Annotated in this window: 14 protein-coding genes; 8 read left to right on the plus strand and 6 right to left on the minus strand. The window is 72.7% G+C overall.

Going from position 1 to position 25,067, the window contains the following annotated elements; genetic code table 11:
* Positions 1-96: 96 nt before the first annotated feature.
* The 3 genes from VM95_RS21455 to panB all read right to left on the minus strand — a co-directional run bounded on the left by VM95_RS21455 (position 97) and on the right by panB (position 2,945).
* Complete coding sequence (locus VM95_RS21455; protein WP_045699335.1) at positions 97-924, minus strand: ABC transporter permease; 828 nt, start codon at positions 922-924, stop codon at positions 97-99.
* On the minus strand, positions 921-1,940 hold the full coding sequence (locus VM95_RS21460; RefSeq protein WP_045699337.1) for a daunorubicin resistance protein DrrA family ABC transporter ATP-binding protein: 1,020 nt from the start codon (positions 1,938-1,940) through the stop codon (positions 921-923). Before VM95_RS21460 ends, VM95_RS21455 begins: the two co-directional genes overlap by 4 nt.
* A 135-nt stretch (positions 1,941-2,075) precedes the next feature.
* The gene (gene panB / locus VM95_RS21465; protein WP_045699340.1) at positions 2,076-2,945 is read right to left on the minus strand and encodes a 3-methyl-2-oxobutanoate hydroxymethyltransferase; all 870 of its coding nucleotides are present in this window, start codon (positions 2,943-2,945) and stop codon (positions 2,076-2,078) included.
* 303 nt (positions 2,946-3,248) lie between these two features.
* Here panB and VM95_RS21470 point away from each other — a divergent pair, with 303 nt between their 5' ends.
* From VM95_RS21470 to VM95_RS21480, 3 genes are all read left to right on the plus strand, one after another.
* Positions 3,249-4,856 carry an MFS transporter gene (locus VM95_RS21470; RefSeq protein ID WP_045699342.1) on the plus strand — a complete coding sequence of 536 codons (1,608 nt, stop codon included), beginning with the start codon at positions 3,249-3,251 and terminating at the stop codon, positions 4,854-4,856.
* 162 nt (positions 4,857-5,018) lie between these two features.
* Positions 5,019-5,684 carry a TetR/AcrR family transcriptional regulator gene (locus VM95_RS21475; RefSeq protein WP_045699344.1) on the plus strand — a complete coding sequence of 222 codons (666 nt, stop codon included), beginning with the start codon at positions 5,019-5,021 and terminating at the stop codon, positions 5,682-5,684.
* A gap of 189 nt (positions 5,685-5,873) precedes the next feature.
* The gene (locus tag VM95_RS21480; protein WP_045699346.1) at positions 5,874-6,914 is read left to right on the plus strand and encodes an endonuclease/exonuclease/phosphatase family protein; all 1,041 of its coding nucleotides are present in this window, start codon (positions 5,874-5,876) and stop codon (positions 6,912-6,914) included.
* A 5-nt stretch (positions 6,915-6,919) separates the two neighbouring features.
* Here VM95_RS21480 and VM95_RS21485 read toward each other — a convergent pair whose 3' ends face one another.
* Positions 6,920-8,674: an NAD+ synthase gene (locus VM95_RS21485; RefSeq protein WP_045699348.1), complete on the minus strand. Its 1,755-nt coding sequence runs from the start codon at positions 8,672-8,674 to the stop codon at positions 6,920-6,922.
* Between the two features lie 196 nt (positions 8,675-8,870).
* Here VM95_RS21485 and glnA point away from each other — a divergent pair, with 196 nt between their 5' ends.
* Together glnA and VM95_RS21495 are read left to right on the plus strand one after the other, a co-directional pair.
* Positions 8,871-10,232, plus strand: a complete 1,362-nt coding sequence (gene glnA, locus VM95_RS21490) for a type I glutamate--ammonia ligase (RefSeq protein ID WP_045699350.1) — start codon at positions 8,871-8,873, stop codon at positions 10,230-10,232.
* A 167-nt stretch (positions 10,233-10,399) separates the two neighbouring features.
* Complete coding sequence (locus VM95_RS21495; protein ID WP_244178877.1) at positions 10,400-11,611, plus strand: hypothetical protein; 1,212 nt, start codon at positions 10,400-10,402, stop codon at positions 11,609-11,611.
* Here the strand turns inward: VM95_RS21495 and VM95_RS21500 are convergent.
* Positions 11,572-12,732, minus strand: a complete 1,161-nt coding sequence (locus VM95_RS21500) for an acyltransferase family protein (RefSeq protein ID WP_052707488.1) — start codon at positions 12,730-12,732, stop codon at positions 11,572-11,574. The genes VM95_RS21495 and VM95_RS21500 overlap by 40 nt on opposite strands.
* 165 nt (positions 12,733-12,897) lie before the next feature.
* Between VM95_RS21500 and VM95_RS21505 the strand changes: the two genes are divergently transcribed.
* Positions 12,898-15,924 carry a bifunctional [glutamine synthetase] adenylyltransferase/[glutamine synthetase]-adenylyl-L-tyrosine phosphorylase gene (locus VM95_RS21505; protein WP_045699354.1) on the plus strand — a complete coding sequence of 1,009 codons (3,027 nt, stop codon included), beginning with the start codon at positions 12,898-12,900 and terminating at the stop codon, positions 15,922-15,924.
* A 57-nt stretch (positions 15,925-15,981) separates the two neighbouring features.
* Here the strand turns inward: VM95_RS21505 and VM95_RS21510 are convergent, their stop codons facing one another.
* Positions 15,982-16,950, minus strand: coding sequence for a phosphatase PAP2 family protein (locus tag VM95_RS21510; protein WP_078860296.1), 969 nt, complete (start codon positions 16,948-16,950; stop codon positions 15,982-15,984).
* Between the two features lie 325 nt (positions 16,951-17,275).
* On the opposite strand from VM95_RS21510, the gene pulA reads away from it, so the two are divergent.
* Together pulA and VM95_RS21520 are read left to right on the plus strand one after the other, a co-directional pair.
* Entirely contained in the window at positions 17,276-22,789 is a 5,514-nt protein-coding gene (gene pulA, locus VM95_RS21515; protein WP_045699356.1) for a pullulanase-type alpha-1,6-glucosidase, read from the plus strand.
* Between the two features lie 554 nt (positions 22,790-23,343).
* Positions 23,344-25,067, plus strand: a 1,724-nt coding sequence (locus VM95_RS21520) for a M4 family metallopeptidase (RefSeq protein WP_052707489.1), incomplete at its 3' end; no start/stop codon positions are given.

The following is a 25,067-nucleotide window of genomic DNA, read 5'->3' on the forward strand; positions in this document are numbered from 1 at the left end:
GCGGGCGGCCTGTCCCGGGCCGCCCGCCGTCCTGTCCGCCCGCCGTCCTGCCCGCCGGCCGTCACCCCCGTCGACGGCCGGCCGGCTCGGCGGGGGTCACACCCGCTTGCGGAAGCGGGCCACCGCGAGCGGGGCGAAGATCGCGGTCGCGGCGGCGGACCAGATCAGCACGATCATCACCGGGTGGGCCACCGGGCCCTCGCCGTTGAGCAGCGAGCGGGAGGCGTCGGCCAGCTGGGACAGCGGGTTGACCTTGGTGAAGGCCTGCAGCCAGCCGGGCATGGTGTCGGTCGGCGCGAAGATCGAGCTGCCGAACTGCATCGGCATCAGGACCAGCATGGAGACGCCCTGCACCGCCTGGGCGCTCTTCAGCGACATGCCCAGCAGCATCGAGATCCAGACGATCGACATGCCGAACACCAGCGACAGGCCGACCGCGGCCAGCAGCTCCGGCACGCCGGTCTTCAGCTCGAAGCCGAGCAGGAAGGCGAAGGTCAGCAGGATCGCGGAGGAGAGCAGGGCCCGCAGGGTCTCCGCCGCGATCTTGGCGAGCAGGACGGAGGCCCGGCCGATCGGCAGGGTGCGGAAGCGGTCCATCACCCCGGTCTGGAAGTCGCTGTTCAGCCCGGTGCCGACGGCCAGGGCCAGCGTCATGCCGGTCTGCCCGAGCAGGCCGGGGATCATGAACTGCTTGTACTTGTCCTGGTCCCCGGCGAACATGGCGCCGCCGAAGACGTAGACGAACAGCACGGTGAAGACGATCGGCATCAGCACGGCGTCGAACATCGACTCCGGGTCTTCCTTGATCCGCATCAGGTTGCGCCTGGTCAGCGCGCCGATGTGGCGCAGGTTGGCCGACAGGCCGATCCGCGGGTCCTCCTCGCGGACGGGCGCGGGCGCGGGCGCGAGCGTGGCGGTGGTCATGCGACGGTCTCCTCGACGGGCTGGGCGGGCTGGTCGGCGGCGGTGGCGGGCTTGCCGGTGATGGCGAGGAAGACCTCGTCCAGGCTGGGCACCTTGGTGTCGATCCCGGCGATGGCGAAGCCGCGTCCGCCGAGCACCCCGATGACGGCGGTCAGCTGCGCCTCGCCGGCGATCGGCACCGCGAGCAGGCCGGTGTCGGCCGAGTAGGTCGCGGTGGTGACGCCGTGCTCGTGCAGGCAGCGGGCCATCTCGGGCAGCTCGGCCGGGTGGGCCGGGCGGACCTGCAGGGTCTGGCCGCCGACCTTGGCCTTCAGCTCGGCGATGCCGCCGTTGGCGATGACCCGGCCGCGGTCGATGACGGTCAGCTCGTCGGCGAGCTGCTCCGCCTCCTCCATGTACTGGGTGGTGAGCAGCACGGTGCTGCCCTCGGCGACCATCCGCTGCACCTCGTCCCACACCTCGTTGCGGGTGCGCGGGTCCAGACCGGTGGTGGGCTCGTCCAGGTAGAGCACCCGGGGGCGGCCGATCATGCTGGCGGCCAGGTCGAGGCGGCGGCGCATGCCGCCGGAGTAGGTCTTGGCGGCGCGCTTGGCGGCCTCGGTGAGCGAGAAGCGCTCCAGCAGCTCGACGGCCCGGGCCTTGGCCTCGCGCCTGGGGAGGTCGAGCAGCCGGCCGATCAGGTAGAGGTTCTCGTAGCCGGAGAGCAGTTCGTCGACGGAGGCGTACTGGCCGGTCAGGCCGATGGTGCGGCGCAGCTGCTTGGGCTGGCGCACGACGTCGTAGCCGCCGACGAACGCGGTGCCGGCGTCCGGCTTGATCAGCGTGGAGAGGACGCGGACGAGGGTGGTCTTGCCGGCGCCGTTGGGGCCGAGCAGGGCGAGGACGGTGCCCTCGCGGACGGTGAGGTCGACCCCGTCGAGGGCCTTGGTGGTGCCGAAGTGCTTGACGATGCCCTGCACCTCGACGGCGTTGCCGGCAGTTCCCCGCGTGTTCGGGGCGGTGGCGATTCCTGTCATGCCCCCAAGGTGCCCGGCCCGGCTGTCAGCCCCCTGTCGCGGGAGCGGCGCCGCTGTCAGGCCGCTGTCACCGCCCGTCCGGGCATGACAGCGGCCCTGCTCCGACCGGTCGGAGCAGGGCCGCTGAAAGGCGCGTCAGTGGAAGCTGTGCTCCTCCGCCGGGAAGGCGCCGCCGCGGACGTCCTCGGCGAACTCCCGGGCCGCGTCGCCGAGCACGGCCCGCAGGTTCGCGTACTGCTTGACGAACTTGGGCACCCGGCCCGCCGTCATGCCGGCCATGTCCGTCCAGACCAGCACCTGGGCGTCGGTGTCCGGCCCGCCGCCGATGCCCACGGTCGGGATCGCCAGCTGCTCGGTCACCTGGGCGGCCAGCTCGGCCGGGACGGCCTCCAGCACCACGGCGAAGGCGCCGGCCTGCTGCACGGCCTTGGCGTCGCGCAGCAGCTGGTGCGCGGCCTCGTCGCCGCGGCCCTGCACGGGGTAGCCGCCGAAGGCGTGCACGGACTGCGGGGTGAGGCCGATGTGGGCCATCACCGGGATGCCGGCCTCGACCAGCAGCTCGATCGAGCGGGCGCTGCGCTCGCCGCCCTCCAGCTTCACCGCGCCGACGCCGGCGTCCTTCATCAGCCGGGCCGCGTTGTGCATGGCCTGCGCCGGGGACTCCTGGTAGGAGCCGAACGGCAGGTCGGCGACGATCATCGAGCGCCTGGTGCCCCGGACGACGGCGGCGGAGAGCATCACCATCTGATCCATGGTCACCGGCACGGTGGTCTCGTAGCCGAGGTGGCAGTTGCCGGCGGAGTCGCCGACCAGCAGGACGGGGATCCCGGCCTCGTCGAACACCCCGGCGGTGAGGGCGTCGTAGGCGGTCAGCATCGCCCACTTCTCGCCGCGCTGCTTGGCGGCGGCGAGGTCGCGGACGGTGACGCGGCGGTTGGTGACCCCACCGTAGAGGGTGGCGGTCGACGCCTGGTTCTGGGCAGGCGAAGGCGAAGAAGCGTTCATCGAACGGGCTCCTGAAGGGTTGTCGTCTCGAGGCGCCGTGCGGCGTCCCCGGATCACCTCCATGCTTGCACGCCCCGGCGTGCGCGCAAAGAGGGGTGTACGCGGGCGGGTGCGATCCGCGCCACACCGGGCGGTCACTCCCGGTTTTGCCGGCGTTTTGCGAAACGGATTCGTCTCGTATCGAAATGGGCGGTACCCTGGCGGCGGGGGATACGAGACGCCTGCGACTCGGAAACCGTGACTCGGAAGCCGCGGCTCGGAAACTGTCCCGCCAGTGCAACGCCAACACGGACGGGGAAGACCATGACCACCGCAGCCGCGCCGCCTCGCGTGCCGGAAGCCATCCACCGCCGGCGCTGGGCGATCCTGGGCAGCCTGCTGCTCGCCCTGCTCGTCATCGTGCTCGACAACTCGATCCTCAACGTCGCGATGAAGACCATCGCGACCCCGGCCCCGGTCGGCCTGGGCGCCACCCAGAGCGACCTGGAATGGGCGATCAACTCGTACACCCTGGTGTTCGCCGGGCTGCTCTTCACCTCCGGCCTGCTCGGCGACCGGTTCGGCCGCAAGCGCGCGCTGCTGGCCGGCATGGCGGTCTTCGGCGTCGCCTCGCTGCTCTCCGCGCTCGCCTCCTCGCCCGGTGAGCTGGTCGGCTACCGCGCCCTGATGGGCGTCGGCGGCGCGCTCGCGATGCCCGCCACGCTGGCCATCATCATGAACGTCTTCGAGCGCTCCGAGCAGCCCAAGGCGATCGGCATCTGGGCCGGCGCGGTCGGCCTGGCCATCGCCATCGGCCCGATCACCGGCGGCCTGCTGATCGAGCACTTCTGGTGGGGCTCGGTCTTCCTGGTCAACGTCCCGGTCGTGATCATCGCGCTGATCGCGATGGTGGTCCTCGTCCCCGAGTCCAAGGACCCGAACCCGGGCCGGATGGACCCGGTCGGCGTGCTGCTGTCGATCATCGGCCTGGTCGCGCTGATCTACGGCATCATCAAGGGCGGCGAGCTGGCCGACTTCACCGCCGCCGAGGCCTGGGTGCCCACCCTGGTCGGCGTGGTCGCCCTGGTCGCCTTCGTCTGGTTCGAGCGCCGCACGCCCTTCCCGGCGCTGGACGTCACCTGGTTCCGCAACAAGGTGTTCAGCGCCTCCGTGGCGGTCGTCGGCGTGATCTTCTTCGCCCTGATGGGCGTCTCCTTCTTCGGCGTCTTCTACATCCAGAGCGTGCGCGGCTACAGCGCGCTGCAGGCCGGCCTGCTGATGCTGCCGCTGGCCGCCGCCCAGCTGCTGTTCGCGCCGCGCGCCCGGCTGGTGGTCGAGCGCTTCGGCGTCGCCGCCACCGCCGCCGGCGGCATGGCGCTGGTCGCCCTCGGCTTCGTCGGCTACGTCGTGATCACCGCGAGCAGCCCGATCTGGGTGCTGATCGTGATCGGCCTGGTGATGGGTGCCGGCATGGCGCACGTCATGCCGCCGGTCACCGTCGCCATCATGGGCTCGCTGCCGCGCGAGAAGGCCGGGGCGGGCTCGGCCGTCAACAACACCTTCCGGCAGGTCGGCGGCTCGCTCGGGGTCGCCGTGCTCGGCGCGGTGCTCTCCACCGTCTACCGCGACGGCATGTCCGACACGCTCCAGCACCTGCCCGCCGAGTACCGCGACAAGGCGGGCGAGTCGCTGGAGGCCACCCTGGCCGTCGCCGGGCGGATGGGCCCCAAGGGCGAGGCCCTGATCGGCCCCGCCAACGACTCCTTCATCCACGCCATGCACGTCGTCGCCGGGCTCTCCGTGGGCGTCTCGGTGCTCGGCGTGCTGGTCGCCTGGTTCCTGCTGCCGGGCCGCACCCCCGCCCCCGGCGCCCCGGCCGGCGCCGCCGAGCAGACCGACCGGCCCCGCGAGACCGCGGCCGCCGACGCCTGACGGGCAATCGGTTCGAAACACCACTGAGCGACAATGGCCCTGTCGGCCGGGTGCAGCCCGGTCGGCAGGGCCTCGGTCCGCGCCGGGCCCCACCCGGCCGCGGCCGCACGGCACAGACGGCAGCGGCGCCCGCGCGCCCGGACAGCGAGGGAGACCAACGCGGTGAAGACGGAGACCCCGGCCGCCGGAGCAGACGACCCGACCGCCGCGAGCGGGCAGCCCTGCCCGGCCGCGCGCCGCGGCCGACCGCGCAGCGAGGCCGCCGAGCAGGCCATCTTCACCGCGGTCGAGGACCTGATGGCGGCCGGCACCACCATGTCCGAGCTGACCATCGAGGGCATCGCCACCGCCGCCGGCGTCGGCAAGGCCACCATCTACCGGCGCTGGCCCAACAAGGAGGCCCTGCTGGTCGACGTCGTCGGCCGACTGGAACTCCAGATCCCCGAGCCGACCGGCGGCACCGCCCGCGACGACCTGATCAACATCGTCGACTACACCCGCCGCCGCGGCCTCGCCAAGCGCAGCGCCTGGATCCTCAAGGCCGCCTTCGGCCAGATGCAGAGCCTGCCCGGCCTGCACCTCGCCTACCGCGAGCGGGTGATCAAGCCCCGGCGCGAGGCGGCCCTGCGGGTCATCCGCAGAGCCGTCGACGAGGGCGTGCTGCGCGCCGACCTCGACGTCGCCCTGCTCGGCGACCTGCTGATGGGCCCGATCGTCTACCGCAGCATGCTCTGGGACGACTCCGACCTGGAGGACCCGGACCTGGCCCGCAAGATGATCGACTCGCTGCTCGAAGGCCTCGCCCCGTCGACCTCCCCCGCCTCGTAGCCGTTCCGGCCCACGTGGCCAAGCTCACGGAACGGGCCGCGCCGGAACCCGGGCGGCCGGGCCCCACGTCTGTCCCGGCATAGGCTGAGCCGGGTATCCGATCAAACCGGCACCGATCCGGCACTTCGCCCGCGGACCGACGCGGGCCGGGCCCGGACCGGCGGACGGCACGAGCGACGGGAGTCACGGATGACGCAGGCGGAACGGACCGAACGGCTCGGGGCCGACGAACAGGCCCCGGCCCAGGCGGCCCGTCCCGGCGGCTTCCTCGGGCTCCGGCAGTGGGGGCGCGACGGGCGGGGCAGCACCACGTGGCGGCGCGGCCTGGTGGTCGCCGCCCTGGCCGTGGCCGTCGGCGCGCTGCTGGCCTTCCACGCCGAGGTGCCCAACGGCGTCGGCAACCTCGGCAGCCTGCTGGAGACCTTCCTGCCCTGGCTGGGCCTGGCCGTCCCGGCGCTGCTGGTGCCCGCGCTGCTGCGCCGCTCCGCCACCGCGCTGATCGCCCTGCTGCTGCCCGCCGCGCTGTGGGCCAACCTGTTCGGCGGCCTGGTCACCGACAAGAGCGGCGGGAAGGCGGACTGGACGGTGGTCAGCCACAACGTCGCCGCCGACAACACCGACGTGCCGGGCACCGTGCGCGGCCTGGTCGACTCCGGCGCGCAGATCGTCGCCCTGCAGGAGCTGGCCGGCCGGGCGCTGCACGCGTACGAGACCGGGCTCGCCGGGGCCTACCCGTACCACACGGTGCAGGGGACGGTCGGCCTCTGGTCGAAGTACCCGATCGGCGAGGTGTCCCCGGTGGACCTCAGGATGGGCTGGACCAGGGCCTTCCGGGCCCAGGTGACCACCCCGCAGGGCCCGCTCGCGGTGTACGTCGCGCACCTGCCGTCCGTCCGGCTGAAGGCCGAGGGCGGCTTCACCGTCCACCAGCGGGACGTCAGCGCGCAGGCGCTCGGCGACGCGATCCAGGCCGAGCCGCTGAAGAAGGTGCTGCTGCTCGGCGACCTCAACGGCACCATGAACGACCGCAGCCTGGCGCCCGTCACCTCGCAGATGCGCTCGGCCCAGGGCGCCGCCGGGGACGGCTTCGGCTTCAGCTGGCCGTCGTCGTTCCCGATGGCCCGGATCGACCAGATCATGAGCCGGGGCGGGCTCCAGCCGGTCGACTCCCGCACCCTGCCCCGGGACGGCAGCGACCACCTCCCGGTGGCCGCCGCCTTCCGGTACTGACCGTCCTAGCCGCGCCGCCAGCGGTTGGTGATCGGCAGGCGGCGGTCCCGGCCGAAGTTCTTCGCCGAGACCTTCGGGCCCGGCGGGTACTGGCGCCGCTTGTACTCGGCGGTGTCGACCAGGCGGACCACCCGGTCCACCACCGCCGGGTCGAAGCCGGCCGCGACGATCGCGTCCCGGCCCTCGTCGCCCTCGATGTAGCGGTCCAGCACGCTGTCCAGCAGGTCGTAGTCGGGCAGCGAGTCGGTGTCCACCTGGTCCGGCCGCAGCTCGGCGGACGGCGGCTTGCTGATGGTGTTCTCCGGGATCGGCGGCACCTCGCCGCGCCGCTCGGCCTCCTCGTTGCGCCAGCGGGCCAGCCGGAAGATCAGCGACTTGTAGACGTCCTTGATCGGGCCGTACGCGCCCACCGAGTCGCCGTACAGGGTCGAGTAGCCGACCGCCAGCTCGCTCTTGTTGCCGGGCGCGAGCACGAGGTGCCCCTCCTGGTTGGAGATCGCCATCAGCAGGGTGCCGCGCAGCCGGGACTGCAGGTTCTCCTCGGCCAGGCCGGTCAGTTCGGTGGCGGCCAGGTAGGCGTCGAACATCGGGGCGATCGAGACCGTGCGGAAGTGCAGCCCGGTGCGGCGGGCCAGCTCGGCCGCGTCGTCCCGGGAGTGCTGCGAGGAGTAGCGGCTGGGCATCGAGACGCAGTACACGTTCTCCGCGCCGATCGCGTCCACCGCGATCGAGGCCACCAGCGCCGAGTCGATGCCGCCGGACAGGCCGACCAGCACCGACCGCATGCCGTTCTTCTGCACGTACGCCCGGGTGCCGGCGACCAGCGCCGCCCAGATCTCGGCCTCGTCGGAGAGCCGCGGCGCCACCTCGGCGGTCAGCCTCTCGGCGGGCGCCGGCCGCGGCTCGTCGCCCAGCTCGGTACGGACCAGGTGCAGGCCGTCGCTCAGCAGCAGCCCGTCGGTGTGGTCGCTGCTCGCCTCCGGCAGGTCGAGGTCGAGGACCAGCAGGTGCTCCTCGAACTGCGGGGAGCGGGCGAGGACTTCGCCGTCCGCGTCGACCACGATCGAGTCGCCGTCGAAGACCAGCTCGTCCTGGCCGCCGACCATGTTGACGTACGCCAGGGTGCAGCCCGCCTCGGCCGCCCGGCGGCGGACCAGCTCCAGCCGCTGGTCGTCCTTGTTCCGCTCGTACGGCGAGCCGTTGACCACCAGCAGCAGCCCGGCCCCGGCCTCGCGGGCGGCGCTCACCCGGCCGCCGTCCTGCCAGATGTCCTCGCAGATCGCCAGCGCGACGTCCACCCCGCCGACCCGCAGCACCGGCAGCTGGTCGCCGGGGACGAACCAGCGGTACTCGTCGAACACGCCGTAGTTGGGCAGGTGGTGCTTGGCGAAGCGGGTCGCCACCTCACCGCCGTACAGCACCGCCGCGCAGTTCTGCGGCGACCCGGCCGGCCGCCCGAAGCGCGGCGAGGCGTGCTCGGAGCGCCCCAGGTAGCCGACCACCACCGGCACCCCGCCCAGCCCGTCGTCGGCCAGCCGGCCCGCCAGCTCGACCAGCGCCGCGCGGGACGCCTCGACGAAGGAACGGCGCAGCGCGAGGTCCTCGACCGGGTAGCCGGTCAGGGCCATCTCGGGGAACGCGACCAGCTGCGCACCGGCCTCCACGGCCTGCTTGGTCCAGCGCACCACCTCATCGCTGTTGCGCGCGATGTCACCGACCCAGGGGTCGATCTGGCTCAGGGCGAGACGGAGATTGGGCATGCCACGAGTGTAATCGTCTAACTGACGCGATGTCCCGCGCGGGGCTCGCCGCCGGGCTCCGCGCCCGGTCGGTGCCGGGGTCGACGGTGCCGTGCCGGGCGGGGATCGGCCATGATGGGGGCAGTCGCCCCACGACGTCCCTCCGCGGCCTCCGGGGCGTAACACGAGCGTAAAGAGCAGAGGTGAGACTGTCCCCATGGGCAAGCAGCAGCAGTTCGTGCTTCGGACGCTCGAGGAGCGTGACATCCGGTTCGTCCGGCTGTGGTTCACCGATGTGCTCGGCTACCTGAAGTCGGTGGCGGTGGCGCCGGCCGAGCTGGAGCAGGCCTTCGAGGAGGGCATCGGCTTCGACGGGTCGGCGATCGAGGGCTTCGCCCGGGTGTACGAGTCCGACATGATCGCCAAGCCGGACCCGACCACCTTCCAGATCCTGCCGTGGCGCTCGGAGACTCCGGGGACGGCGCGGATGTTCTGCGACATCCTGATGCCGGACGGCTCGCCCTCCTACGCGGACCCGCGGTTCGTGCTCAAGCGCACCCTGGAGAAGGCCTCCGACCAGGGCTTCACCTTCTACACCCACCCGGAGATCGAGTTCTTCCTGCTGAAGAACCTGCCCGGCGACGGCACCCCGCCGATCCCCGCCGACCAGTCCGGCTACTTCGACCACACCCCGCGCGGGGTGGGCCACGACTTCCGCCGCCAGGCGATCACCATGCTGGAGTCGATGGGCATCTCGGTGGAGTTCTCGCACCACGAGGGCGCGCCCGGTCAGCAGGAGATCGACCTGCGCTACGCGGACGCGCTGTCCACCGCGGACAACATCATGACGTTCCGTCTGGTCATGAAGGAGGTCGCGCTGGAGCAGGGCGTGCACGCGAGCTTCATGCCCAAGCCGTTCTCCGAGCACCCCGGCAGCGGCATGCACACCCACGTCTCGCTGTTCGAGGGCGACCGCAACGCCTTCCACGAGTCCGGCGCCGAGTACCAGCTCTCCAAGGTCGGCAGATCCTTCATCGCCGGCCTGCTGAAGCACGCCGCCGAGACGGCCGCCGTCACCAACCAGTGGGTGAACTCGTACAAGCGCATCTGGGGCGGCTCGCAGCGCACCGCCGGCGCGGGCGGCGAGGCGCCGTCGTACATCTGCTGGGGCCACAACAACCGCTCGGCGCTCATCCGGGTGCCGATGTACAAGCCGGGCAAGCAGGGCTCCACCCGGATCGAGGTCCGCTCGCTGGACACCGGCTGCAACCCGTACCTCGCCTACGCCGTCACCCTCGCGGCCGGCCTGAAGGGCATCGAGGAGGGCTACGAGCTCCCGCCGGGCGCCGACGACGACGTGTGGGCGCTGACCGACTCCGAGCGCCGCGCCCTCGGCATCCAGCCGATGCCGCAGAACCTGGGCGAGGCGATCGACCTGATGCAGCGCAGCGAGCTGGTCGCCGAGACCCTGGGCGAGCACGTGTTCGACTTCTTCCTGCGGAACAAGCGTCAGGAGTGGGAGGAGTACCGCTCCGAGGTGACGCCGTTCGAGCTGCGAAAGAACCTGCAGGTGCTGTAGGCGCAAACCGTTCGGGGCCCGTCGTCATTCGAGAGGGTGACGGCGGGCCCCCCTCGCGGGTGGATCTCGGGCGGAACGATTCTCCGATGGCGGAGTGTGGCGAGAGCGTGACGGAGCGGTGTGGTCCGATGGGCCTGATCCCGTTCTCCACCTCCCGAGAGGACACCATGCTCCCCTCCCCCCTCAGCCGCGTCGCGCGCGCCCGGCGGATCGCCCGCCGGGCCGTCGTCGCGGGGGCGGCCCTCGCCGCCGTCGCGGGCCAGCTGCTGGCCCCCACCCTGGCCGACGCCCGCGGCTCCGGCTCCTCGAAGCCCCACACGCGGGACAGCGTCGTCACGGCGAACCCGCTGCCGTTCACCACGCGGTTCGAGGGCGACTTCCACGGCGGCATCAAGCGGATCAGCAACTCGCTGATGACCTGCGACGAGACCAAGCCGCCGGTCGACCCGGCGCAGGTGTCGTGCCTGGACGCCCGCAAGGGGCTCGGCCCGCTGCCGATCAACAACAAGTACGAGATGAAGTACGTCAACATCGACCCGGGCTCGATCGGCCCGCTCGGTGACCCGATCTACTCGGCCAGCTCCGCCGACCTCGGCCTGATCGACGGCTCCAAGGTCCGGTACGCGCGGCTGTACTGGGGCGGCACCCGCGGCATCGGCGACACCGTGCTGCCGGAGAGCCAGATCGACGAGGTCTACCTGAAGGTCCCGGGCGAGGCCCAGTACCGCAACATCGCCAACGACCAGCCGTCCATCGGCTACATCACCACCACCGACGAGAGCAGCTACCAGGCCTCCGCCGACGTCACCGACCTGGTCAAGAACGCCGGCAACGGCACCTACACCGTCGCCAACATGGACTCCGTGGTGAAGCCGCACAGCTGGGGCGGCTGGACGATCGTCGTCGTGTACGAGAACGACTGCCTGCCGAAGCGGCACCTCCACGTCTGGGACGGCTTCCAGGTCGAGCTGCCGGACAGCCCCGAGCTGACGGTCGACCTGCCCGGGCTGCAGACGGAGCAGAGCGGCCCGCCCGCCGCCAAGATGGGCTGGGTCGTCTACGACGGCGACCTCAAGTGGACCGGCGACACCCTCGCCGTGAAGTCCACCAACGGGCCGAGGACGATGTTCTCCGACGTCAACCACCCGGCCGACAACGCCTTCAACTCCACCATCGAGGAGCTGAACCCGGCCGACGCGTTCACCCGGAACCCGACCTACCGCAACAACTTCGGCTACGACTCCGACACCTGGGACGTCTCGCCGTTCCTGCGGGACGGGGACACCGACATCAAGACCATCTTCGACACCACGAAGAACGGCTACGACATCGGCGTCTTCTACGCCTGGGTGAACCTGGACGGCTCGACGGACGTCTGACGGTCCGCCTCGGAAGGGCGCCGCTGCCGCACCACCCGCGGCAGCGGCGCCGCCGTGTCCGGGGAGCGGGCCGCGCCGCGCAGCAGCCGCTCGCAGGGGCGCTCCACCCGGTGGTACAGCACGGCCGCCACGGCCAGCGAGCCGCCGGCCAGCAGCAGCCACACGCCCGCCCTCGCGAACCCGGGGGCGGGGCGGCCGTACCACGCCAGCCAGCAGCGGATGCCGATCTCGTGCACCAGGTACCAGGCGAACGACCACTCGCCGAGCCGGACGGCCGCCCGGCCGGCCAGCAGCCGGGGCGCCGTCCCGGCGGCGTCCCGCTGGGCGGCCGCCGCCAGCAGCGCCGCGAACAGCGGCGCGGGCAGCAACTGGGCGGCGCTGTACGGGCCGTACCAGAGCGCGTCCGGGACGGCGGCGTGCCAGGGGACCAGGGCGAGGTGCCAGGCCGCGACGGCGCCGGCGGCCGGGGCGAGCCGCAGCCGGGGGAGCAGGCCGTGCCGCACGGCCAGGCCGGTGACCACGCCGAGGACGAACTGCGGGGTGCGGGTGAGCGGCAGGTAGTCCAGCAGGAAGCCGCGCAGCGCGGCGTCGCCGGGCAGCAGCGCACCGGCCGCCCACAGGGCGGGCCCGAGCGCCGCGCAGAGCGCCGCGAGCGGTAGCCAGGCCCGCCGGCGCGCCCCCGACAGCCGCAGCAGCGCCGGGAACAGCAGGTAGAACCAGGCCTCGGCGCCCAGCGACCAGGAGGCCGGATTGCCGCCGTACACCGTCGACGGCGCCCAGGTGTGCAGCAGCACCAGCGACCACAGGGCGGCCGCGACGGGCAGCGCCGCCCCGATCGCGGCGTCCGCGCCGAGCGACAGCACGGTGGCCAGCGCGTGCAGCGGCCAGATCCGGGCGAACCGCCGGCGGGCGAAGGCACCGGCGGACGCGGCCGAGCCCTGGTACGTCCAGGCGAGGACGAAGCCGGACAGCACGAAGAAGAACGTGACGCCCGAACGCCCGTACCAGGCCAGGGGACTGAGCAGCGGCAGCTCCCCGACCTTGCGGGACAGGTGGTAGAGCACCACCAGCAGGGCGGCCCAGAAGCGCAGCCCGGTGAGCGAGGGCAGACGACTGGGCATCGGGGCTCCGGGGGTGAGGGGATCCGCCGGGTGAACGATTCCGGCGGGTGCCGGGTCACGGGTGCCGGTCACGGGCCGCGTCACCGCAGTGGCCGTCCGGTGGTCACACCCGGCGCGGCGGGCGGCGGGCGCGTAACCTGCTGGACGGGACGGATGGAGGGGCCGATGACGGTGGAGGAGCAGCGGGCCGGAGGCCGGGTGAGCCGGCCGGAGATGCGGCTGGTCAGGCGCGGGTTCGGCGATCCGGCGCAGGCCGTCCGGCTGCTGGAGGGCCCGGGCCTGGAAGGGCTGGCCGACGACCCGGTGCTGCTGGACGCGCTCGGCGCCACCGCCGACCCGGACCTCGCCCTGCTCGGCCTGGCCCGGCTGCTGGAGGCCGCCGACGAGGCCGACCGGCACACCCTGCGCGACACCCTCACCACCGCCAAACCGCTGCGCGACCGGCTGCTCGGCGTGCTCGGCGTCTCCGCCGCCCTCGGCGACCACCTCGCCCGGCACCCGCACGACTGGCACGTGCTGGTCACCTTCGAGCTGCGCGACATGCACCCCGGCCCGGAGGACTTCCGCCGCGCCCTCGCCGAGGGCGTCGAGCGCGACGGGCACACCCCGGCGGACGCGCTGCGGATCGCCTACCGCCGCTGCCTGCTGGCGATCGCCGCCCGCGACCTCACCGGCACCACCGACCTCGCCCAGACCGCCGCCGAACTCGCCGACCTGGCCGGCGCCACCCTGCAGACCGCCCTGGACCTCGCCGCCGCGCAGGACCGGGAGGCCGCCGAGGCCTGCCGGCTCGCGGTGATCGGCATGGGCAAGTGCGGCGGCCGCGAACTCAACTACGTCTCGGACGTGGACGTCGTCTTCGTCGCCGAACCGCGCGAGGGCGTCGACGAGCACGAGGCGATCAAGGCCGCCACCCGGCTGGCCGCCGCCCTCACCCGCCTCTGCGCGGACACCACCGGCGAGGGCACCATCTGGCCGGTGGACGCCAACCTGCGCCCCGAGGGCCGCAACGGCCCGCTGGTGCGCACCCTGGCCAGCCACCTCGCCTACTACCAGCGCTGGGCCAAGACCTGGGAGTTCCAGGCCCTGTTGAAGGCCCGCCCGGTCGCCGGGGACGCCGAGCTCGGCGCCGCCTACGTCGAGGCGCTGGCCCCGATGGTGTGGCAGGCCGCCGCCCGCGACAACTTCGTCGCCGACGTGCAGCAGATGCGCCGCCGGGTGATCGACTCCATCCCGGCCACCGAACTGGACCGCCAGCTCAAGCTCGGCCCCGGCGGGCTGCGCGACGTCGAGTTCTCCGTCCAGCTGCTCCAGCTCGTGCACGGCCGCACCGACCCGGCGCTGCGCAGCGGCAACACCCTGGAGGCGCTGGCCGCGCTCTCCCGCGGCGGGTACGTCGGCCGGGCGGACGCCGCCTCGCTGGACCGCGCCTACCGCTTCCTGCGCTCGCTGGAGCACCGCATCCAGCTGTACCGGCTGCGCCGCACCCACCTGATGCCCACCGCCGAGGAGGACCAGCGCCGCCTCGCCCGCTCGCTCGCCCCGCTGATCAACGACGACACCCGCTCCGACCCGGTGGCCGCGCTGCAGCGCGAGTGGAAGCGGCACGCCGTCGAGGTGCGCCGGCTGCACGAGAAGCTGTTCTACCGGCCGCTGCTCGACGCCGTCGCCGAACTGCCCACCGGCGCGGCCGGGTTGAGCCCGGACGCGGCCCGGGCCCGGCTGGAGGCGCTCGGCTACGCCGACCCGGCGGCCGCCCTGCGCCACCTCAGCGCGCTCGCCTCCGGGGTGAGCCGCAAGGCCGCGATCCAGCGCACCCTGCTGCCGGTGCTGCTGGGCTGGTTCGCCGACTCGGCCGACCCGGACGCCGGGCTGCTCAACTTCCGCCAGGTCTCCGACGCGCTCGGCCGCACCCCCTGGTACCTGCGCCTGCTGCGGGACGAGTCCGCCGCCGCCGAGCAGCTGGCCCGGGTGCTGTCGGCCGGCCGGCTCGCGCCCGACCTGCTGCTGCGCGCCCCCGAGGCGGTGGCCATGCTGGGGGACCCGCAGGGCCTGCAGCCGCGCGGCCGGGCGGCCCTGCAGGCGGAGGTCCTGGCCGCGGTCGGCCGGGCCGGGTCCACCGCCGCCGCGGTGGCCGCCGCCCGTTCGGTGCGCCGCCGGGAGCTGTTCCGCACCGCCGCCGCCGACGTGCTCGGCCGGCTCGCCGACGACCCGGCCGAGGCGCTGGACACCGCCGGGGAGGCCCTGACCGCCCTCAACGCGGCCACCCTGGAGGGCGCGCTGCGCGCCTGCGTGGCCGGCTGGGAGGCCGCGAACGGAGGCTTGCCGACCCGGATCTCGGTGATCGCGATGGGCCGCTTCGGCGGCCGGGAGCTGGGCTACGGCTCGGACGCCGACGTGCTCTTCGTCCACGAGCCGCTGCTCGGCTCGCTGGAGGAGGACGCCGCCCGGGCCGCCCAGGCCGTCTGCCACGAACTGCGCACCCTGCTGGCCGCGCCCTCCACCGAGCCGCCGCTGCTGGTCGACGCCGACCTGCGGCCGGAGGGGCGCAGCGGCCCGCTGGTGCGCTCCCTGGCCTCGTACGCGGCGTACTACCGGCGCTGGTCGCACGCCTGGGAGAGCCAGGCGCTGCTGCGGGCCGAGCCGGTCGCCGGGGACGAGGACCTGGGCGCGCGGTTCCGGCAGCTGATCGACCCGCTGCGCTACCCGGGCGTCGGCGTGCCGGAGCGGGACCTGCTGGAGATCCGCCGGATCAAGGCCCGGATCGAGGCCGAACGGCTGCCGCGCGGCGCCGACCCGACCACCCACACCAAGATCGGCCGGGGCGGGCTGGCGGACGTCGAGTGGACGGTGCAGCTGATCCAGCTCCGGCACGGCCACGAGCTGCCCGCGCTGCGCACCACCCGGACCAGGGCGGCGCTGGCGGCGGCCGCCGGGGCCGGGCTGGTGACGGCGGCGGACGCCGAGGTGCTGGACGCGGCCTGGGTGCTGGCCTCCCGGGTGCGCTCGGCGGTGATGCTGGTGCGCGGCCGGCCGGGCGACAGCTTCCCCGGGGAGGCCCGGGAGCTGGCCGGGGTGGCCCGCTACCTGGGGTACGGCGCCGGGCACAGCGGGGAGCTGGTGGACGACTACCGGCGCACCACCCGGCGGGCCCGGGCGGTGGTGGACCGGCTGTTCTACGGCTACAGCTGAGCACGCGAGAAGGGGCCCTCCGGAACGGCGGGCCCCTTCGTCGTACGGCTGGGACGGCTACCGACGGGCGGTGCTGACCGCCGGCTCGCTCCACTGCTCGGGCACGGTGATCGGCGCCTCGGCGGTGCCCCGGGCGGCGGGGACCCGCGGCAGCCGGTAGACCCACTCGTGGTAGAGCCAGCGGGCGGCCAGGAAGCCCGCCGCCAGGCAGATCTCGCCGCCGACGGCGTCCATCCAGAAGTGGTTGGCGGTCGAGACGATGACCAGCAGGGTGGCGGCCGGGTACGCCAGGCCGAGCACCCGGACCCACGTGCGGCGGGCCAGGAAGAAGATCGCCAGACCGCACCACATCGACCAGCCGATGTGCATCGAGGGCATCGCGGCGTACATGTTGGAGACGTGTGCGGCGGGCCCGGAGGCGAACGAGCCCCAGGTGTGGTGGGTCTGCACGGTGTCGATGAAGCCGCCGTCGGTCATCAGCCGGGGCGGGGCCAGCGGGAAGGCGTAGAAGCCGACCAGGGCGATCAGGGTGGTGACGAAGAGCACCGTGCGGGCCGCGACGTAGCGGCCGGGGTGGCTGCGGTAGAGCCAGACCAGGACGCCGATCGTGATGATGAAGTGCAGCGTCGCGTAGTAGTAGTTCATCCCCGTGATGAGCCACCCGACGCCGTCCATCGCGTGGTTGACCGAGCGCTCGACGGCGATGCCGAGGTTCTGTTCGAGGTCCCAGATCCAGCGCGCGTGCTTCTGGGCTATCGACTCCTGCTCGGGGACCGCGTTGCGGACCAGCGAGTAGAGCCAGTAGCTGACCCCGATCAGCGCGAGCTCGAACCAGAGGCGCGGGCGGGCGGGGGAGCGGCGCTGGTCGCGGATGCGGCTGCGCAGCGCGGCGGAGCGGGACTGGGCGACACGGGTGGCTCCTTCGGGCGTACGGGCCGTGGTGCCCGCCGCCGCTGCGGAACCGCCGTCGTGGGCCGCGTCGGCGCGCCCGGCGTCGCCTTGCTGGATCTCGGTCGGTTCCCCCATGGACGAGAAGTCTGCCAGACCTCCCGTAGCCGTCTGCTCATCCTGTGGAAGTGGATTCTTCACCGGCTGTCCCCCTTGAGGGGTAGGGGGCGGATCCCACCGGGGTAGGGGGCGTGATCGGGTCTGGTGGTTACCGGTGGGGCGGACATACGTCCCATTGTCACGCCGACCGTTCCACCGGCGTAATCGGGGTGGCCGTCGCCCCGGGGGGCCCGAGTTTCCGGGCCCGAAACCCTTTCTGCATCTTGCTGAAACATATTGCAGGCCGCTAGCTTCCTGGCAACCCGATCGACCCCTTCCCGACCCTTCCCCCAGGGAGCCCTCAGTGGCCGATACGCCGCTCCGCCGTCCACGGAGCACCCGACGCGCCGCGCGGACCGGACCCGGCGGCCGCACCGCCGTCCTGCTCGCCGCCGCGCTGACCGCCGCCACCCTCGGCGGCGCCCCCGCCGCGCTGGCCGCCGCCCCGCCGGCCCCGCCCTCCGACGCCGCGCTCGCGGCCACCGCCGGGCGGCACGACCTCAGCCGCGAGCAGTTCTACTTCGTCCTGCCCGACCGCTTCGCCAACGGCGACACCGGCAACGACACCGGAGGCATCACCGGCGGGCGGCTGGAGAACGGCTTCGACCCCGCCGACAAGGGCTTCTACCACGGCGGCGACCTCGCCGGGCTGATCCAGAAGCTCGACTACGTCCAGAACCTCGGCACCACCGCGATCTGGATGGCGCCGATCTTCAAGAACAAGCCCGTGCAGGGCACCGGCGACCAGGCCTCGGCCGGATACCACGGGTACTGGATCACCGACTTCACCCAGGTCGACCCGCACTTCGGCACCAACGAGCAGCTGAAGGAGCTGATAGCCAAGGCCCACGCGCGCGGCATCAAGGTCTTCTTCGACGTCATCACCAACCACACCGCCGACGTCATCGACTACGCCGAGCAGCAGCACGCCTACCGCTCGACCGGCGCCTACCCGACGCTCGACGCGGACGGCAACCCCGTCGACGAGACCGCCACCGCCGACGCGGGCACGCGCTGGCCGCGGACCACCAAGGACTCGTTCCCCTACACCCCGGTCTTCCGCACCCCGGCCGACGCGAAGGCCAAGAGCCCGGACTGGCTCAACGACCCGGCGCTGTACCACAACCGCGGCGACTCCACCTTCGTCGGCGAGTCCGCCACCGAGGGCGACTTCAGCGGCCTCGACGACCTCGACACCCAGAACCCCCGGGTGGTGCAGGGCTTCGAGAAGGTCTACCAGCAGTGGGTCAAGGATGCCGGTGTGGACGGCTTCCGGATCGACACCGTCAAGCACGTCAACATGGCGTTCTGGCAGCAGTGGGCGCCCGCGCTCAAGGACTTCGCCGCCAAGCAGGGCAACAAGAAGTTCTTCATGTTCGGCGAGGTCTACTCCGGCGACCCGGCGGTCACCTCGCCGTACGTCACCAAGGGCAGGCTGCAGGCCACCCTCGACTTCCCGTTCCAGGGCGCGGCCCGCAGTTACGTCTCCCAGGGCGGCTCGGCGAAGAACCTGGCCGACGTGTACGGCCAGGACTACCGCTACACCAGCGCCGACACCGACGCGTACGAGCTGCCGACCTTCCTCGGCAACCACGACATGGGCCGCTTCGGCTCCTTCCTGCTCGCCGACAACCCCGGCGCCGACGAGGCCACCCTGCTCAGGAAGGACCGGCTCGGCAGCGAGCTGCAGTTCCTCACCCGCGGCCAGCCCGTCGTCTACTACGGCGACGAGCAGGGCTTCACCGGCGCCGGCGGCGACAAGGACGCCCGGCAGGACCTGTTCGCCTCGAAGACCGCCTCCTACAACGGCGACCGGGTGCTCGGCGGCACGTCCGGGCCGGCCGACCGGTACGGGCAGGGCGGCGAGCTGTACCAGGGCATCGCCGGGCTGGCGAAGCTGCGCCGGGACAACCCGGCCCTGGCCGACGGCGCGCAGATCGAGCGGTACGCGGCGGACGGCGCGGGCGTGTACGCCTTCTCCCGGATCGACGCCGGGCAGCAGGTCGAGTACCTGGTGGCGGTGAACAACGCGACCGAGGCGAAGACCGTCACGCTGGACACCTTCTCGGCGGGCATGGGCTTCGACCGGATCTACCCGGCGGCCGGTGCCGCGCTCACCTCGGGCGCCGACCGCAAGGTCACCGTCACCGTGCCGGCGCTGTCCTCCGTCGTGTTCAAGGCGGGCGGCAGGCTGGCACCGGCCGCCGCCGCGCCGCAGCTGTCCGTCCAGCCGCCCGCGGACGGGTCCACCGGGCTGGTGACCATCGGGGCGAGGACCGACGGCGGCTTCGGCCGGGTCAGCTTCGCCGCGCAGGTCGGCGACGGCCCCTGGCGGACGCTGGGCACCTCGGACACCGGGAAGTACGCCGTCACCCAGGACCTGGGCGGCGTCGCCCCCGGCACGGTGGTGCGCTACAAGGCCGTCGTGCAGGACGCCGGCGGCCACCTGCGCTCCGCCACCGCGAGCTTCACCACCGGCACCCCCGCGCCCGCGCCGGCGCCCACCGCCGGCTCCCGCCCGTACGCCGTCGTCCACTACAACCGGCCGGACGGCGACTACGACGGCTGGAACCTCTACGCCTGGGGCGACCTCGCGGACGGCGAGGGCACCCAGTGGCCCGCCGGGCACCCCTTCACCGGCCGGGACGCGTACGGCGCCTTCGCGTACGTGAAGCTGAAGCCGGGCGCCTCGGACCTCGGCTTCATCGTGGAGAAGAACGGCACCAAGGACGTCGACGCCGACCGGCACCTCGACGTCGGCGGCACCGGGGAGGTCTGGCTGAAGCAGGGCGACCCGACCGTGCGCACCACCAACCCCGGCCCGGCGAACAGCCAGCCCGCCAACACCGCCGTCATCCACTACAACCGGCCGGACGGCAGCTACGACGGCTGGGGCCTGCACGACTGGACCGGCGCCGCCAACCCCACCGACTGGGGCAAGCCGCTGATGCCCGCGCGCCGCGACGCCTTCGGCGCCGTCTTCGAGGTGCCGCTGGCCCCCGGCGCGACCAGCCTCAGCTACATCCTGCACAACGGCAACGACAAGGACCTGCCCGCCGACCAGTCGCTGGACTTCGCCCAGAACGGCCGGGAGGTCTGGATCCTGGGCGGCCGCGAGGGCTACCTGCTGCCGCAGAACCCGGCCGCCTCCTCACAGGTGGACCTCTCCGGCGCCAAGGCGCAGTGGATCGACGCGCGGACCGTCGTCGTCCCGGCGGGCTACGGCGCGAGCGACGCCGCGCTGGCCGGCGGCACCAGCGCCCAGCTGGTCTACGACCCCGAGGGCGGCATCCGCGCCGACAAGGGCGTGCTGACCAAGCCCGGCAAGTGGCTCCGGCTCACCCCCGTCGCCGGCGGGCTGACCGACGCCCAGAAGGCCGCATACCCGCACCTGGCGGGCTACCGGGCCTTCACCGTGGACGCCCGGGACGCCGCCCGCGTCCCGGCCGCGCTGCGCGGCCAGCTGCTGTTCACCGAACACCTGCCGAACGGCGCCGTGCTGGCGGGCACGGGCGTCCAGATCCCCGGGGTGCTGGACGACCTGTACGCGCGCCGCACCGGCAAGGTGGACTTCGGCCCGGCCTACTACGACGGCAAGGTCGCCCTCTCGCTCTGGGCGCCGACCGCGCAGCAGGTGTCCGTCCAGGTCTTCGACAGCGCCACCGGGGGCACCCCGAAGACGCTGCCGATGACGCGGGACGACGAGACCGGCGTGTGGGAACTCGTCCGCGACAAGCGCGAGTTGAACGGCAAGTACTACCTGTACCAGGTGAAGGTCTGGGCGCCCTCGGTGCAGCAGCTGGTGGTCAACACCGTCACCGACCCGTACTCGGTGGCCCTCGCCGCCGACTCCACGCGCAGCCTGGTCGCCGACCTGGACGCCAAGGAGCTCAAGCCGCAGGGCTGGGACGAGCAGACCCGCCCGCAGGCCGTCCCGCCGGCGCAGCAGCAGATCCAGGAGCTGCACGTCCGGGACTTCTCCGTCGAGGACCCGAGCGTCCCGGCCGCCGAGCGCGGCACCTACCTGGCGTTCACCGAGTCGAATTCGGCCGGCATGCGGCACCTCCGGGACCTCGCCAAGGCCGGGGTGACGACCGTCCACCTGCTGCCGACCTTCGACATCGCCACCATCCGGGAGAACCGGGCGGACCAGAAGCTGCCCGCCTGCGACCTCGCGTCCCTCCCGCCGGACGGGCCGAAGCAGCAGGAGTGCGTGGCGGCCGTCGCCGCCGACGACGCGTACAACTGGGGCTACGACCCGCTGCACTACAACGTGCCGGAGGGCTCGTACGCCACCGACCCGACCGGCACGGCCCGGACGTTGCAGTTCCGGCAGATGGTGCAGGCGATGCACGCGGCCGGGCTGCGGGTGGTGCTCGACGTGGTCTACAACCACACCGCCGCCAGCGGCCAGGCCGAGCACTCCGTGCTGGACCGGGTCGTCCCCGGCTACTACCAGCGGCTGGACGCCAACGGCAAGGTGACGACCGACAGTTGCTGCGCCGACACGGCGCCCGAGCACGCCATGATGAACCGGCTGGTGGTCGACTCGGTCACCCTGTGGGCCCGCGAGTACCAGGTCGACGGCTTCCGCTTCGACCTGATGGGCCTCGACCCGAAGTCCACCATGCTGGACGTGCAGGCCGCGCTGCGGAGGATGACCCCGGAGTCGGACGGCGTGGACGGGAAGAACGTCTTCCTGTACGGCGAGGGCTGGAACTTCGGCGCCGTCGCCGACAACGCCCGCTTCGAGCAGGCCACCCAGCGGAACATGGCCGGCACCGGCATCGCCACCTTCGACGACCGGCTGCGCGACGCCGCCCGCGGCGGCAACTTCATGCTGAGCTCCGCGCCGCAGCAGGGCTTCGCCTCCGGCCTGTACTCCGACCCCAACGGCTCGGCCGCGAACGGGAGTCCGGCGGAGCAGAAGGCCCGGCTGCTGCACCAGATGGACCAGCTGAAGGTCGGGCTCACCGGCAACCTGGCCGGCTACTCCTTCACCGACAGCTCGGGCAAGGCCGTCACCGGCGCCCAGGTCGACTACAACGGCGCCCCGACCGGGTACGCGGCCAAGCCGGGCGAGGCGGTGGAGTACGTGGACGCCCACGACAACACCGACCTGTTCGACGCGCTCGCGTACAAGCTGCCGACCGGCACCTCGCCGGCCGACCGCGCGCGGATGCAGGCGCTCGGGCTGTCGCTGACCGCGCTCACCCAGGGCGCGGGCTTCGCCCAGGCCGGCAGCGACCTGCTGCGCTCCAAGTCGCTCGACGCCAACTCCTACGACTCGGGCGACTGGTTCAACGCGATCCACTGGGACGCGGCCCAGGGCAACGGCTGGGGCCGCGGCCTGCCGATGGCGAAGGACAACCAGGAGCTGTGGCCGACCGCCAAGTCCCTGCTGGCCGACCCGGGGCTGACCGTGGGGGCCGGCGACATCCGGGCGACCACGGCGCAGTTCCAGGAGTTCCTGCGGATCAAGCGGTCCTCGCCGCTGTTCTCGCTGCCGACCCTGGCCGACGTCCAGCAGCGGCTGTCGTACCCGCTCTCCGGCACGCCCGGCGAGATGCCCGGGGTGATCACCCTGCACCTGGACGGCACCGGGCTGGCGGGCGCGGAGAAGGGCGTCACCGTGGTCTTCAACGCGACGCCGACCGCGCAGTCGCAGACCGTGGACGGACTGAAGGGGACGAGTCAGGCGCTGCACCCCGTCCAGGCGGGCGGCGCGGACCAGGTGGTGAAGCGCTCCGGCTTCGACGCCGCGACCGGGACCTTCACCGTGCCGGGCCGCACGGTGGCGGTGTTCGTACAGAACTGATCTCCTGACGGCCGGCCACCACCGGGCCCCGCACCGCCGTTCCCGGCGGTGCGGGGCCCTTTCCGGTTCACCCGGCGTGCGGGGTTGGCCGGAAACAGTCGTTGGCACGGCCGGAACTGTGACGTGCCGGGCGCCGGCGGTGCTGCTCCCTACCCGGCGGTACGGGCGCCAAGACCGGTTGCTGGTCAGCGACTTCCGGTGGTGATCGAACTTTCCGGGTGGCATGAAAACCGTGTTCAGGCTTGGTCATGCCGTAACACAACTGACGACCAGTCGCCCATACGGTTTCGGTAATGAATCGGCCAATCAGTGGCATGCATCTGTCATTAACGAGTCGTTTGCTGCCACGATTCCTCCGGCTGCAGACGAGGGGGCCCCACCCCCCGGTGCAGCAGGACCAGTCCAGGTGCAGCGCGTCCCTGCAACGACTAGTGAGCACCGACGACCGCACCCCCGCCGCACACCGCGGGCGGGGGCCCCCACTGCGCCGCAACCCTGCGGCCCAGGTTCTCTCCACCGGGTGCGAACCGGCACCGGTCGGAAAAGGAGTCCGCATGTCACGTTCCGCTCACGTCCGGAAGGCGGCGGTCGTCATGGCCGCCACCACCGCGCTGCTGGTCACCGGCATACCCGTCATCGCGCAGGCCGCCACGCCCGACGCGCCGACCGCCGTCGCCGCCCAGCAGTCCTCCCGGGCCGCGCTGATCGCCTCCGCGAACCAGCAGTCCGCCTCCTTCGCCCAGGCCCTCGGCCTCAGCGGCCAGGAGAAGCTGGTCACCAAGGACGTCGTCCAGGACGCCAACGGTGCCCGCCACCTGCGCTACGAGCGCACCTACGCCGGACTCCCGGTCCTCGGCGGCGACCTGATCGTCCACCAGGACGCCGCGGGCGCCACCAAGAGCGTGACCAAGGCCAGCCAGGCCAACCTCGCGGGCGTCGACACCGCCCCCGCGCTGGCCGCGCCGAAGGCCCAGGAGGCCGCGCTGGCCGCCGAGCAGGGCACCGTCGAGACCGCCCCGCGCCTGGTCGTCTGGGCCGCCGGCGACACCCCGAAGCTCGCGTACGAGACCGTCGTCAACGGCAAGGAGTCGGACGGCACCCCGAGCAAGCTGCACGTCGTCACCGACGCCAAGACCGGCGAGGTGCTGAGCAAGGCGGACGGCATCAAGCGCGGCTCCGGCACCGGTGTGTTCGTCGGCAACGTGCCGCTGACCACCACCCAGAGCGGCGGGCAGTACCAGCTCAAGGACACCACCCGCGGCGGCCAGTACACCACGGACATGAAGAACGGGACGTCCGGCAACGGCACCCTGTTCACCAAGTCCACCGACACCTGGGGCAACGGCCAGGCCAGCAACCGCGAGTCGGCCGCCGTCGACGCCGAGTACGGCGCCGCCGTCACCTGGGACTTCTACAAGAACACCTTCGGCCGCAGCGGCATCAAGAACGACGGCGTCGGCGCCATGAGCCGGGTGCACTACGACACCGGCTACGTCAACGCCTTCTGGGACGACGGCTGCTTCTGCATGACCTACGGCGACGGCTCCGGCGACACCCACCCGCTCACCGAACTCGACGTCTCCGGCCACGAGATGACCCACGGCGTCACCTCGGCCACCGCCAACCTGAACTACTCGGGCGAGTCCGGCGGCCTCAACGAGGCCACCTCGGACATCATGGGCACGATGGTCGAGTTCTACGCGAACCTGCCCGCCGACAACCCGGACTACCTCATCGGCGAGCTCATCGACATCAACGGCAACGGCACGCCGCTGCGCTACATGGACAAGCCCTCCAAGGACGGTCAGTCGGCCGACTCCTGGTACTCGGGCGTCGGCAACCTGGACGTGCACTACTCGTCCGGCGTCGCCAACCACTTCTTCTACCTGCTGGCCGAGGGCAGCGGCGCCAAGGTGATCAACGGCGTCAGCTACAACAGCCCGACCGTCAACAACATCACCGTCTCCGGCATCGGCCGGGACAAGGCGCAGCAGGTCTGGTACAAGGCGCTGACCGCGTACATGACCTCCACCACCGACTACGCCGCCGCCCGCACCGCGACCCTGAACGCGGCCACCGACCTGTACGGCGCCAACAGCGCCGAGTACAACCAGGTCGCCACCGCCTGGGCCGCCGTCAACGTCGGCTCGCTGCCGAACCCGGGCGGCGTCACCGTCACCAACCCGGGCAACCAGTCGACCGCGGTCGGCGGCTCGGTCAACCTGCAGATCAAGGCCTCGGGCGGCACCGCGCCGCTGTCGTACAGCGCGAGCGGCCT

It is taken from the genome of Streptomyces rubellomurinus (assembly GCF_000961885.1).
Lineage (GTDB): Bacteria > Actinomycetota > Actinomycetes > Streptomycetales > Streptomycetaceae > Kitasatospora > Kitasatospora rubellomurina.